Here is a 12404-nt window from a genome sequence, read left to right as displayed (position 1 = left end):
CCTCAGCCGGCGCAGGCCGATGCCGGGCGGTCCCGGTATGCAAAGCGAACCCGGATGCTCAGGGCTTCTTGCCGAACCACTTGGTGTAGATGGCGTCGTACTGGCCGTTGGCCTTCAGCGTCGCCAGGGCCTTGTTCACCTGCGGTGCCAGATCGCTGCCCTTGGGGAAGGCGATGCCGTAGAAGTCGCCGCTCTTGACCGAGCCCACCACCTTCACGCGGCCCTTGCCGGCGGTGTTGGCGTAGTACTGGACATTGGGCGTGTCATGCACCGCCGCGTCGACCCGGCCCGTGGCCAGTTCCAGATAGGCGTTGTCGATATTCGGGAACAGCTTGAGCTTGGCGTCCGGCACCTGGGCCTTCAGGAAGTCCACCGTGGCGGTGCCGGTCTTGACCGCGACGGTCTTGCCGGCCAGGGACTTGGCGTCCTTGATGTCCGTGTTCTTTTCACCGACCAGGATGGCCAGGCCGCTTTCGTAATAGGGATCGGAGAAGTCGATGACTTTCTTGCGGTCATCGCGGATCGTGATGCCGGCCAGCGCCGCGTCGATGTTCTTGGTCTGCAGGCCCGGGATGATGCCCGCGAAGTCCATGGGCTGCAGCTTGTACTTGAGGTTGAGTTCCTTGGCGATGGCCGCCCAGAGATCCACGTCGAAGCCCACATAGGTATTACCCTGCTTGAACTCGAACGGCACGAAAGCGGTATCGGTGGCCACCACCAATTCCTTGCCTTGGGCATGGGCGGCCGAGGCAGCGCCGAACATGGCCACGGACAGGCCGACCAGCGCGGCGGCGACTTTGCGTTTGATCATGAAACTCTCCTCTTGGGGACCAGTCGGCACCCCGGGGTTGTTGTAGGGGCATGATTCCTGGGCCGCGCCGGGGTCTCCGGCACAGCTTACCGACGATCTTAACGCATACGTCCCCACCCGGCAGCGGCCGGAAAATTTACAATCCGCATGACACCCGGAGGATTCCCATGGCCTACAAATATGTACGCATTGCCGGAAACCGGCGTCAGACGGGCCTCGCGCTGGGCAAGCTGGCGCGGCCCCTGATGGCCACCTATCTGAACCAGAGCCGCACCTGGGACGCGCTGCGGCCATGGCGCGGCCACGCCTTCCTGGACGAACTGGCGCAGCAGGCGCAAGCCGCGCTGCCGGCCATCTGGGAAGAACTGGAAGGCTTGGCCGAGGGGCTGCACATGCCCATCGAGGACGTGCTGCTGTGGAATTGCCGCGGCGACCTGCTGCACAGCACCACCGACGGCTGCACTTCGGTCGCGCTTAAATCGGCGGACGGCACGCGCTGGATCGCGCACAACGAGGACGGCGATCCCTATCTGCACGGGCGCTGCCACCTGGTCGACGTGGCGCTGGAAGACGCGCCCGGCTACCTCAGTTTCTACTATCCAGGCTCCCTGCCCGGCCATACCTTCGGCGCCAACCGCGCCGGGCTGGTGCAGACCATCAACAACCTGCGCATCCGGCAGCGGCATCCGGGCGTGCCGCGCATGCTGATGGCGCGCGCCGTGCTCGATTGCGCCACGCTGGACGAAGCCGTCGCAAAGCTGCGGGACCTGCCGCACTCCGGCGGCTTCCACCATACCCTGGGCGCCGCCGGCGACCCGCGCCTGCTCAGCGCGGAAGTCGCGCCGGGTGAGGTTTCCATCCAGGATATCGGCACGCGCTACGGCCATGCCAATCACATGGTGCATGCCGACATGGGCGGCGTGGCGCAGATCGTCACGGACTCGTCGCGCGCGCGCCAGAACCGCATCGAAGGCATCGTGGATGGCTGGTCCGCGGGCTCCGGCCGCGACGACCTGATTGCCGCCCTGCATGACACCACGGGCGAGTTGCCGATACTGCGCACCGCGGCGGACGATCCCGATGACGAGAACACGCTGGCGACCGCCGTCTTCGAAATAGGCGAAAGCGAAGTGACCTTGCGGGTTTATGACCGCAAGCCCAAGGCAGACATCGTGCTGGACGTGATGTCGGACACGGAATAACAAGCCTGCAATACCTGCAAAGACAACGGCCGCGTCATTGCTGACGCGGCCGTTGTTTCATTACCAGTCGGTCAGACCTGGCCGTAGCCCCCGCCTCCGGGGGTTTCGACGACGAAAATGTCGCCCGGTTGCAGCTGGGCGCTATCCTGCGGGCCCAGTTCCTGAACCGAACCGTCGGCGCGTTCGATCGAGTTGCGGCCCATGGCGCCGGGCTGACCGCCCGCCAGGCCGAACGGCGCGTACAGGCGGTTGTTCGACAGGATGGCCGCGGTCATGTCCTCCAGGAAGCGGATGCGGCGCACGCCGCCCTCGCCTCCCGGATAACGGCCGGCGCCGCCCGAACCCTTGCGGATTTCGTAGGATTCCAGCCGCACCGGGAAACGGAACTCCAGCACCTCAGGATCCGTCAGCCGCGAGTTGGTCATGTGCGCCTGCACCAGCGAAGTCCCCGCGAAACCTTCGTCATGGGGACCGGCCTTATCGATGCGCACCGGACCCGCGCCCGTGCCGCCCGAGATGGTCTCGTAGTACTGGTGACGCGCGTTGCCGAACGTGAAGTTGTTCATCGTGCCCTGGCTTGCGGCCAGCACGCCCAGCGCGCCGTACAACGCGTTGACGATGCACATGGACGTTTCCACGTTGCCCGCCACCACCGAGGCCGGCGGATTCGGGCGCAGCATCGAGCCTTCCGGCAGGACGATGGACAGCGGCACGAGGCAGCCGTCGTTCAGCGGGATGTCGTCATTGACCAGCGTGCGGAACACATACAACACCGCCGCCACGGCGATGGCGCCCGGCGCGTTGAAGTTGTTGTCCAGCTGGTTGGACGTGCCGGTGAAGTCCACCACGGCGCTGCGCGCCGCGGTATCCACCTTCACGGCCACGCGGATCACCGCACCGTTGTCCAGCGGATACTCGTAGCTGCCGTCCTTCAGCACCGAGATCACGCGGCGCACCGCTTCCTCGGCGTTGTCCTGTACATGCCCCATATAGGCACGGACCACGTCCAGGCCGAAGTGGTCGCACATGCGCAGCAGCTCCTGCACGCCCTTCTCGTTGGCGGCGATCTGCGCGTGCATGTCAGCGATGTTCTGGTCCGGGTTGCGCGCCGGCCAGAGGCCGGAGCCCAGGATGCCGCGGGCGGCGGCCTCGCGGAACTCGCCGTTCTTCACCAGCTGGAAGTTGGTAAAGAGCACGCCCTCGTCGTCCACGGTCTTGGAATCGGGCGGCATGGAACCCGGCGTGGTGCCGCCGATATCGGCATGGTGGCCGCGCGAACCCACATAGAACAGGATCTCGCTGCCGTCGCGGTCGAACACCGGGGTGATGACCGTGACGTCCGGCAAGTGCGTGCCGCCGTGGTACGGATCGTTCACCACGTAGGCGTCGCCAGGCCGCATGCTGCCAGCGTTGGCGTTCATGACCGTGCGCACGGACTCGCCCATGGAGCCCAGATGCACCGGCATGTGCGGCGCGTTGGCGATCAGGCGGGCCTGGGCATCGAAGATCGCGCAAGAGAAGTCCAGGCGCTCCTTGATGTTGACCGAATAGGCCGTGTTCTGCAGCCGGTAGCCCATCTGCTCGGCGATCGACATGAAGAGGTTGTTGAACACCTCCAGCATGACCGGATCGGCCTGGGTGCCGATGGCACGGCGTTCCGGGCGGGCTTCGACGCGGCGGATCACGAAGTGGTCCTGCGCCGTCAGTTCCGCCTGCCAGCCGGCCTCGACCACCGTGGTCTGGTTAGGCTCGGAAATGATGGCGGGCCCCGCCACCACGTCGCCGCCCGCCATGTCCTCGCGCACATACAGGGGCGTGTCGCGCCACGCGCCGCCGCTGTACATGCTGACGATGCGGCTGGCGGCCAGTGCGCCATCGCGCACACGCGACGCGGGCGTTTCGCTGACGCGCTCGCCACCGCCCGTGGCTTCGACCGAAATCGTTTCCACCACCAGCTCGCGGTTGGGCATCAGGAAGGAATAGCGCTGGCGGTAGGCCGTTTCGAAATCCTGGCGCGCCTGATCCAGGTCCCTGTAGGCCACTTCCAACGCGGTGTCCGTGCCGCGATACTTCAGGTGCAGGCGACGCTGCACGCTGATGTCGCTTTCGGCCACGTGCTGGCGGCGCAGTTCGCCAACGGCCTGGCCGGTCAACTCGTCCAGCTCGACCTTCAGCGCTTGCATCAGGTCGGCGTCGAGCACCTTTTCTACTGTCTTCTGGCGCATGTCGGTCTGGTCAGCCAGGCCCATGCCGTAGGCCGACAACACGCCGCCCAACGGATGCGCGAACACCGTCGTCATGCCCAGCGCGTCGGCCACCAGGCAAGCGTGCTGGCCGCCCGCGCCGCCGAACACGGTCAGCGCGTACTCGGTCACGTCATGGCCGCGCTGCACCGAGATGCGCTTGATGGCCTCGGCCATATTGCCCACGGCGATTTCCAGGAAGCCCTCGGCGAGCTGTTCCGGACTCATCTCGCGACCGGTGGCTGCGCGCACTTCGTCGGACATGGCCGTAAAGCGCGCCACGACCGCGTCGCGGTCCAGGGGTTCATTGGCCTCGGGGCCGAAGACCTTGGGGAAGAAATCGGGCTGAATCTTGCCCAGCAGGACGTTGCAGTCCGTCACCGCCAGCGGGCCGCCGCGGCGATAGCAGGCCGGACCCGGATTGGCGCCGGCGGAATCCGGCCCCACACGCAGGCGCGCGCCGTCGAAATGCAAGATCGAACCGCCGCCCGCCGCCACCGTGTGGATGCTCATCATGGGCGCGCGCATGCGCACGCCGGCCACCTGGGTCTCGAATTCGCGTTCGAACTCGCCGGCATAGTGCGACACGTCGGTGGACGTGCCGCCCATGTCGAAGCCGATGACCTTGGGAAAGCCCGCGATCTCGCTGGTGCGCACCATGCCGACGATGCCGCCGGCCGGGCCCGACAGGATGGCGTCCTTGCCGCGGAAGCGGTGCGCGTCCGTCAGGCCGCCACTGGATTGCATGAACATGAGACGGATGCCCGGCAGTTCTCCGGCCACCTGGTCCACGTAGCGCATCAGGATGGGCGACAGATAGGCGTCCACCACCGTGGTGTCGCCGCGCGACACGAACTTGATCAGCGGACTGACCTCGTGCGAGGCCGACACCTGCGGGAAGCCCACTTCACGCGCGATGCGGGCGGCGATGCGCTCGTGCTCCGGCGCGTGCCAGGCATGCATGAAGATGATGGCGGCCGCGCGGATGCCGCTGTCGTAGGCGGCCTGCATGGCCGCGCGCAGCGCTTCCTGGTCCAGCTCGCGGATTACCTCGCCGTCGGCAGCCACGCGCTCATCGGCTTCCACCACGGATTCGTAGAGCATCTCGGGCAGGACGACGTTGCGGTCGAACAGGCGCGGACGGTTCTGGTAGGCAATGCGCAGGCCGTCGCGAAAACCCTTCGTCGTGACCAGCAAGGTGCGCTCGCCCTTGCGTTCCAGCAAGGCGTTGGTGGCCACCGTGGTGCCCATCTTCACGCATTCGACCTGATCGGCGGGCACGGGCTGGCCGGGCGCGATGCCCAGCAGCTTGCGGATGCCGGCAACCGCCGCATCGCGATACTGCTCGGGGTTCTCCGACAGCATCTTGGCCGTGGTGGTGCTGCCATCGGGGCGCCGCGCCACGATGTCGGTAAAGGTACCCCCACGATCAATCCAGAATTGCCACTTCATAGCTGTCCTTGAAAACAAGAGTCCGCCGCGGCGCATTCGGCCGCGGACAGGTAAACGGAATTAGAGAGAGGTGGCTGCCCTGGCCGCCTGGTCGTACAGACCGGACAGCGCGCGCAGCGTGTGCGCCAGTTGGCGGCTGTAGTCCAGCCCGCCCCCGCCCGGCGCGTCCAGGCCCGCGGTCAGGCATTGCTCGCGGATCTCGGCGTAGCGCTTGAGGATGGCCGCGCCATCCGGGGTCACGCTGTAGAAGACTTCCTTGCTGCTGCGCTCGCCCTGGACCACGCCCAGGCGATCCAGCTTCTTGAGCGCATAGCTGACGATGTGCGTGTCCTCGACATTCAGCGTGAAACAGATGTCCGCCAGCTTCTTGGGCCGTTCGCGGTGATAGACGTGATGGAACACCATCACGTCCGTGGGCGTCAGGTCGGGCAGTCCGGCCGCCGCCATGCAGCGCACGGTCCAGCGGTCGAAGGCGTGGCTGGCGATCATCAGGCCGAATTCCACTTCGGAGAGGTCGGGCGCGCTGCCGCCGGCCAGGTGGGCCGACGATGCAATCAAAGTGGGGGTCATGGAAGACGCAAGCCGAGTTTATCTGAACGAAATACTAATAATTTATCTATATTTCATCAATAAAAAATACGAACGAAGCGACGAAAATTCCCTCTTTCGAGGGAATACCCCTAGAAAACTGCAAGCAAAAAAGCGGCTTAGGGCGCCGACCAGCCCATGGGCAGATTGGCCCGGATCAGCCAGCCCGCAATGGAAATCCGCGGCGCGATCTCAGGCATGGGATCGCCCGGACCGAACCAGCGCGCATCGGCGATCTCGTCTTCCTGGACGCGGATATCGCCGGACACGTAGTCGGCCGTGAACGCGACCATGAGCGAATGCGGGAACGGCCAGGACTGGCTGCCGAAATACTGCAGGTTGCCGACCTTCAGGCCGACTTCCTCATGGACCTCGCGATGAATGGTCTGCTCGATGCTTTCGCCGGGTTCGACGAAACCTGCCAGCGCCGTGTAGCGCGAAGTGGCCGTGGTGGTGTGGCGCGCCAGCAGGACGCTGTCGCCCTTGCGGATCAGCACCATCATGGCCGGCGAAATGCGCGGATAGGCCGAAAAGCCGCAGGACGGGCAGCGCAGGCAGAACTCGGTGGACACGCGCTCCGACGGCGTGCCGCAGACGCCACAGAACCGGTGCGTGCGCGCCCATTCAGCGATCTGGTAGGCGCGGCCGGCCAGCGCCATGCGTTCGTCGTCCAGCACACCGAAAAGCGAACGCAGCTTCCTGAAGGCATAGCCTTGCGGCGGCTCCATGCCGGGCTCCACGTGCACGGTGCGGCATGGCGAACCGGGCAGCGTCCAGATCGGCTGCAAGGCCGCGGCCGCCACGCCTATCCTTACGCACAAGGCAGTGTCCGGCAATACGGCGGACGTCTCTTCAACCAGCAACTCATCACGACGGAAAACGAAATTCACACACGCCTCGGCATCATGCATTCGATACGCAATGTTAGAAGAAAAACGGCTGCTGCATTGCGTTTGCGCAAAGATTGAACCTTCAATGATCGACCGTGCGCACGCCTGTTAGGAATAACCCGTAAAGACGCGATTTCGCGCGCTCGGCCGCCGCATAGCAACATAGAATGGCACGGCTTTTTCAGCTGCGCGTCATCGGCGCAGCGCTCTCTTTTTCGCAATGCCTATCGGGCACAACCCGGCTTCACCATTCGCAAAGAAGGACCACCCCATGCACAAGAAAATTTCCCTGTTGGCAGGCAGCATCGTCCTGGCGTTCAGCGCCAGCGCCCAGGCTCAAACGAAATGGGATCTGCCCACCGCCTATCCGGCCAGCAACTTCCACGTCGAGAACCTGACCACCTTCGTCAAGGACGTGGACACGCTGTCGGAAGGCAAGCTGAAGATCACGCTGCACAATAACGCCTCGCTGTACAAGGCGCCCGAGATCAAGCGCGCGGTGCAAGGCAACCAGGCGCAGATCGGCGAGATTCTGCTGACCAACTTTGCGAACGAAGATCCGATCTACGAACTGGACGGCCTGCCCTTCCTGGCCACCGGCTATGACGCGTCGTTCAAGCTCTACCAGGCGCAGAAGCCCTTCCTCGAGAAGAAGCTGAACGCGCACGGAATGACGCTGCTGTACGCGGTGGCCTGGCCGCCCCAGGGCATCTTCGCCAACAAGGACATCAAGCAGATCTCGGACATGAAGGGCCTGAAGTGGCGCGCCTACAGCCCGGTGACGGCCAAGATCGCCGAGCTGGTCGGCGCGCAGCCCGTCACGGTGCAGCAAGCCGAACTGGCCCAGGCCTTGGCCACGGGCGTGATCGACTCCTACATGTCGTCGGCATCCACCGGCTACGACACCAAGACCTACGAGTACATCAAGAAGTTCTACGACACGCAGGCCTGGCTGCCCAAGAACGCGATCATCGTGAACAAGAAGGCGTTCGATGCGCTGGACCCCGCTGCACAAGACGCCTTGAAGAAGGCCGGCGCGCAAGCCGAGGAACGCGGCTGGAAGCTGTCGCAGGAAAAGAACAAGTGGTACCAGGCAGAACTGGCCAAGAACGGCATGGAAACCGTCAAGCCCACGGTCGAGCTGAAGGAAGGCCTGTCCGTGATCGGCAAGCGCATGCTGGACGACTGGCTGAAGAAGGCCGGCGCGGACGGCCAGGCCATGATCGACGCCTACAAGAAGCAGTGATATCTCCATGCGCCGCTTTCTAGATGGTCTTTACGGCGCGGCCGGCCTGTTGGCCGGCTTGTGCACGATCGGCGTACTGGTGTCTGTGCTGGCCGCGATCATCGCGCGCCAGCTCAGCATGAACATCCCCGGCACGGACGCCTATGCCGGGTATTTCATGGCCGCCGCCGGCTTTCTTGCGTTGTCCAGCACGTTCAAGCACGGCGAACACATCCGCGTGACGCTGCTGCTCAATTCGCTCAAGCCTGCCGCGGGCCGCAGGCTGGATATCTTCGCCCTGGCGGTCGGCTGCCTGCTGGCCGCCTCGTTCGCGTTCTTCAGCGTCAAGCTGGCCTACGACTCCTGGCAGTTCAACGACATCTCCACGTCCAACGACGCCACGCCGCTCTGGATTCCCCAGATCAGCATGGCTGTCGGCACGGTGCTGTTCCTGGTCGCCCTGATCGACGAGCTGATCCGACGCTCACGCGGCCTGGCCGCCGCCTCTTCGCAGCAAACCCATGAATGAACTTCTCGTCATTACCCTATTGGTCGTCTCGATCTTCGCGCTGCTGGGCTGCGGCGTCTGGGTCGGCCTGACCCTGGCGGGGACCGCATGGATCGGCATGGAGATCTTCTCCAGCCGCCCGGCGGGCGATGCCATGGCCGTCACCATCTGGGGCGCGTCGTCCAGCTGGACCCTGACCGCCCTGCCGCTCTTTCTGTGGATGGGTGAAATCCTGTTCCGCACGCGGCTATCGGAAGACCTGTTCAAGGGGCTCGCCCCCTGGCTCAACCGCCTGCCCGGGCGGCTGCTGCACACCAACGTGATCGGCTGCGCCATCTTCGCCGCGGTCTCGGGCTCGTCCGCGGCGACCTGCGCCACGGTCGGCAAGATGACCATCCCCGAGCTGACGCGCCGCGGCTACCCCGAGGACAAGATCCTGGGCACGCTGTCGGGCGCCGGCACGCTGGGCCTGCTGATTCCGCCTTCCATCATCATGATCGTGTACGGCGTGGCGGCGGACGTGTCCATCGCCAAGCTGTTCATCGCGGGCATCGTGCCTGGCATCCTGCTGGCCTTGCTGTTCATGGGCTACATCGCCTGGTGGGCGATCCGCAACCCCGGCCAAGTGCCGGCAGCCGACCCCGGCCTGACGCTGATGGAGAAGCTGTCGCGCTCGCGCCATCTGATCCCGGTCATGCTGCTGATCGGCGCGGTGCTGGGCTCCATCTACACCGGCATCGCCACCGCCACGGAAGCGGCGGCGGTCGGCGTGGTGGGCGCCCTGTTCCTCTCGGCGCTGCAGGGTTCGCTGAACCGCTCCGCCTTCATGCAGTCGCTGCTGGGCGCGACCCGGCTGTACTGCATGATTGCGCTGATCCTGGCGGGTGCGCAGTTCCTGACGCTGGCGATGGGCTATATCGGCCTGCCGCGCGCGCTGGCCGAATGGATCGGCGGCCTGGGCCTGTCCCAGTTCTGGCTGATCATGGCGCTGATGGTGTTTTTCATCATCCTGGGCTGCTTCCTGGACGGCATCTCCATCGTCGTGCTGACCATGGGCGTGCTGCTGCCCACGGTGCAGGCCGCCGGCATCGACCTGATCTGGTTCGGCATCTTCATCGTGTTCGTTGTGGAAATGGCACAGATCACGCCGCCGGTGGGGTTCAATTTGTTCGTGCTGTCCGGCATGAGCGGCAGGGAGTTGCCCTACATCGCGCGCGCATCGCTGCCGATGTTCTTCCTGATGATCCTGGCGGTACTGCTGCTCTATGCCGTGCCTGGCATAGCGACCTGGCTGCCGCTGCACATGACGCTGTAGGCCGGCGTCACCCTGAAAACCCCGTTCCCGGAACGGGGTTTTTTTTCGCGATGGCAAGCCCCCCCTAACCGCTCCCCCTGTTTTGCCGTCCTGTAAACCAGGGAAAACTCCAAAAAACTACAGGTGTTGTTCACGCCCCAGTTTTTCTAGAATTCCCAGGCGCTGATACGTTGCAACATTACGGCGTATATGTGCATATGCGGCCATCGCCCGGACCCGCGCTTACCAGAAGCGTCGGCGCGGCGGCCCGGCGCCTGACGATCCGCCAGGCGCAACCAGCCGAGCCAAAAGCCCGGCGTCACTAAAAATAGCGCTACCCAGGAGGAGCCCCCGCATGAAACGCATCACCCTATCCCTCGCCCTTGCAGGCCTGGGCTTGGCCGCCGGCACGGCCCAAGCCGAAACCAGCGTCACCCTGTACGGCATCGCCGACGTCAGCATCCGCTACCTGAGCACCAGCGCCGGCAGCGTAGGCGCCGACGGCAGCCGCGTGTCGATGGAAAACGGCGCCATTTCCAACAGCCGCTGGGGCCTGCGCGGCTCCGAAGACCTCGGCAACGGCAACCGCGCCTTCTTCCGCCTGGAAAACGGCTTCAACATGCAGAACGGCCGCGGTTCGGATCCGGCCAAGACCTTCAGCCGCCTGGCCTATATCGGCCTGGACGGCGGCAACATCGGCGCGCTGACCCTGGGTCTGCAGAACACCCCGATGTTCGACCTGCTGGCCGACTACTTCGACCCGCTGACCGTCGGCAACTACGACCAGAACGCCTGGCTGCCCGCCGCCATGTCGCGTGTGCGCACCAACAACATGACCAAGTACTCCAACACCATCGGAGACCTGGCGTTCGCGCTGTCGTGGGCCAACGGCGACGACTACAACGACCACAAGGCCGGCCAGCAGTACGGCGCCAGCCTGCGCTACACCGTCGGCAAGCTGGGCCTGGGTGCGGCCTATCAGCAGACCTACGATGGCACGGATTCCGACCTGCGCCAGCGCGTCTGGAACCTGAACGCTTCGTATCAGTTCGACGGCGCCAAGGTCTTCGCCGGCTACTACAACGGCCGCGACGAAACCGGCTGGGTCAACGCGGTCATGGGTGGCGCCCAGGCCGCCGGCCTGGACCGCAAGGACAACGGCTACTTCGCCGGCGTGACCTGGCAGGCCACGCCGCGCTGGGCCATCACCGGCGCCGCCTACTACGACCAGAGCAAGAACGTGGTCGAAGACGGCGACAAGGGCAAGCGCTACGCGCTGGTCGCCGTGGCCGAGTACTCGCTGTCCAAGCGTTCGCAGGTGTACGGCACCGTGGACTGGAACAAGGTCAGCGATGCCGCCAGCGGCGAAATCACCGGCAAGAGCAACCAGCTCGGCGCCGCAGTGGGCTTCCGCCACATCTTCTGATGATCGTCCGCGCCGGACGCCTTACGCGTCCGGCGTGGCTGCGTCGCCCGTTCAGACTCACATCCCCAGATACGCCTTGCGCACCTCGTCCGAGGCTGCCAACTCCCCGGCTTCGCCCGACAGCGCCACCCTGCCGCTCTGCATCACATAGGCGCGCGCCGCGACTTCCAGCGCCTGTGCCATGTTCTGCTCCACCAGCAAGACCGACAGGCCGTCGTCGCGGTTCAAGGCCGCCAGCGCATCGAACACCTGTTCCACCAGCAAGGGCGACAGGCCCAGGCTGGGTTCGTCGATCAAGAGCAGGCGCGGCCCGCTCATCAGCGCCCGGCCGATGGCCAGCATCTGGCGCTCGCCCCCGGACATGGTGCCCGCCAGCTGTGCGCGGCGCTCCTTCAACCGCGGAAACAAGGCATAAACCCGCTCCAGGCGTTCGGCGTACACGCGCTCATCCCGCACCGTGTACGCGCCCAGCCTCAGATTCTGCTCCACAGGCTGGCGCGCGAACACCCGCGCGCCTTCGGGAATCATGGAGATGCCCTGGGCCACCAGCTTGTCCGGCGGCGTGCCGGTGATGTCCCGGCCTTCGAACGTTACCCGCCCGCCCTTGGGCTTGACCGCTCCGACGATGGCCAGCAAGGTGCTGGACTTGCCCGCGCCGTTGGCGCCCAGCAAGGCCGCAATCTCGCCCGGCCGGACTTCCAGCGACACGCCGCGCACCGCCTGCACGCCGCCGTAGGACACGCTCAGGTCTTCCACTTTCAGCAT

The 12404-nt window shown here is 65.2% G+C and carries 10 protein-coding genes; 5 read left to right on the top strand and 5 right to left on the bottom strand.

Annotation, left to right across the window (positions count from 1 at the left end; genetic code table 11):
- Positions 1 to 58: 58 nt before the first annotated feature.
- Positions 59 to 811: a glutamine ABC transporter substrate-binding protein GlnH gene (glnH, locus tag FOC84_RS28580; RefSeq protein WP_173148225.1), complete on the bottom strand. Its 753-nt coding sequence runs from the start codon at positions 809 to 811 to the stop codon at positions 59 to 61.
- 167 nt (positions 812 to 978) lie between these two features.
- On the opposite strand from glnH, the gene FOC84_RS28575 reads away from it, so the two are divergent.
- Positions 979 to 2013, top strand: coding sequence for a C45 family autoproteolytic acyltransferase/hydolase (locus FOC84_RS28575; RefSeq protein ID WP_173148223.1), 1035 nt, complete (start codon positions 979 to 981; stop codon positions 2011 to 2013).
- Between the two features lie 71 nt (positions 2014 to 2084).
- Here the strand turns inward: FOC84_RS28575 and FOC84_RS28570 are convergent, their stop codons facing one another.
- The 3 genes from FOC84_RS28570 to nudC form a co-directional block, all read right to left on the bottom strand.
- A complete protein-coding gene (locus FOC84_RS28570; protein WP_173148220.1) occupies positions 2085 to 5708 on the bottom strand; it encodes a hydantoinase B/oxoprolinase family protein in 3624 nt (1207 codons plus the stop codon).
- 60 nt (positions 5709 to 5768) lie between these two features.
- Positions 5769 to 6278 carry a winged helix DNA-binding protein gene (locus FOC84_RS28565; protein ID WP_173148218.1) on the bottom strand — a complete coding sequence of 170 codons (510 nt, stop codon included), beginning with the start codon at positions 6276 to 6278 and terminating at the stop codon, positions 5769 to 5771.
- Between the two features lie 137 nt (positions 6279 to 6415).
- Complete coding sequence (nudC, locus tag FOC84_RS28560; RefSeq protein WP_173148216.1) at positions 6416 to 7186, bottom strand: NAD(+) diphosphatase; 771 nt, start codon at positions 7184 to 7186, stop codon at positions 6416 to 6418.
- A gap of 271 nt (positions 7187 to 7457) precedes the next feature.
- Between nudC and FOC84_RS28555 the strand changes: the two genes are divergently transcribed.
- The 4 genes from FOC84_RS28555 to FOC84_RS28540 all read left to right on the top strand — a co-directional run bounded on the left by FOC84_RS28555 (position 7458) and on the right by FOC84_RS28540 (position 11639).
- Complete coding sequence (locus tag FOC84_RS28555; RefSeq protein ID WP_173148214.1) at positions 7458 to 8432, top strand: TRAP transporter substrate-binding protein; 975 nt, start codon at positions 7458 to 7460, stop codon at positions 8430 to 8432.
- A 7-nt stretch (positions 8433 to 8439) separates the two neighbouring features.
- On the top strand, positions 8440 to 8940 hold the full coding sequence (locus FOC84_RS28550) for a TRAP transporter small permease (RefSeq protein WP_173148212.1): 501 nt from the start codon (positions 8440 to 8442) through the stop codon (positions 8938 to 8940).
- A complete protein-coding gene (locus FOC84_RS28545; protein ID WP_173148210.1) occupies positions 8933 to 10234 on the top strand; it encodes a TRAP transporter large permease in 1302 nt (433 codons plus the stop codon). Before FOC84_RS28550 ends, FOC84_RS28545 begins: the two co-directional genes overlap by 8 nt.
- 334 nt (positions 10235 to 10568) lie before the next feature.
- Positions 10569 to 11639: a porin gene (locus FOC84_RS28540; RefSeq protein ID WP_173148208.1), complete on the top strand. Its 1071-nt coding sequence runs from the start codon at positions 10569 to 10571 to the stop codon at positions 11637 to 11639.
- Between the two features lie 57 nt (positions 11640 to 11696).
- Here the strand turns inward: FOC84_RS28540 and FOC84_RS28535 are convergent, their stop codons facing one another.
- Positions 11697 to 12404, bottom strand: coding sequence for an ABC transporter ATP-binding protein (locus tag FOC84_RS28535; RefSeq protein ID WP_173150469.1), 708 nt, complete (start codon positions 12402 to 12404; stop codon positions 11697 to 11699).

Source organism: Achromobacter pestifer (assembly GCF_013267355.1).
In the GTDB taxonomy this organism is placed as follows: Bacteria; Pseudomonadota; Gammaproteobacteria; order Burkholderiales; family Burkholderiaceae_B; genus Achromobacter; species Achromobacter pestifer_A.
Note: the sequence above shows the minus strand (reverse complement) of the source record. Positions and strands in the feature narration are given on the sequence as shown.

What these genes read in the sequence shown, in the direction of transcription:
- glnH (WP_173148225.1), bottom strand. Translation starts at nt 811, where the DNA reads ATGATCAAACGCAAAGTCGCCGCCGCGCTGGTCGGCCTGTCCGTGGCC.
- FOC84_RS28575 (WP_173148223.1), top strand. Translation starts at nt 979, where the DNA reads ATGGCCTACAAATATGTACGCATTGCCGGAAACCGGCGTCAGACGGGC.
- FOC84_RS28570 (WP_173148220.1), bottom strand. Translation starts at nt 5,708, where the DNA reads ATGAAGTGGCAATTCTGGATTGATCGTGGGGGTACCTTTACCGACATC.
- FOC84_RS28565 (WP_173148218.1), bottom strand. Translation starts at nt 6,278, where the DNA reads ATGACCCCCACTTTGATTGCATCGTCGGCCCACCTGGCCGGCGGCAGC.
- FOC84_RS28555 (WP_173148214.1), top strand. Translation starts at nt 7,458, where the DNA reads ATGCACAAGAAAATTTCCCTGTTGGCAGGCAGCATCGTCCTGGCGTTC.
- FOC84_RS28550 (WP_173148212.1), top strand. Translation starts at nt 8,440, where the DNA reads ATGCGCCGCTTTCTAGATGGTCTTTACGGCGCGGCCGGCCTGTTGGCC.
- FOC84_RS28545 (WP_173148210.1), top strand. Translation starts at nt 8,933, where the DNA reads ATGAATGAACTTCTCGTCATTACCCTATTGGTCGTCTCGATCTTCGCG.
- FOC84_RS28540 (WP_173148208.1), top strand. Translation starts at nt 10,569, where the DNA reads ATGAAACGCATCACCCTATCCCTCGCCCTTGCAGGCCTGGGCTTGGCC.
- FOC84_RS28535 (WP_173150469.1), bottom strand. Translation starts at nt 12,404, where the DNA reads ATGCTGAAAGTGGAAGACCTGAGCGTGTCCTACGGCGGCGTGCAGGCG.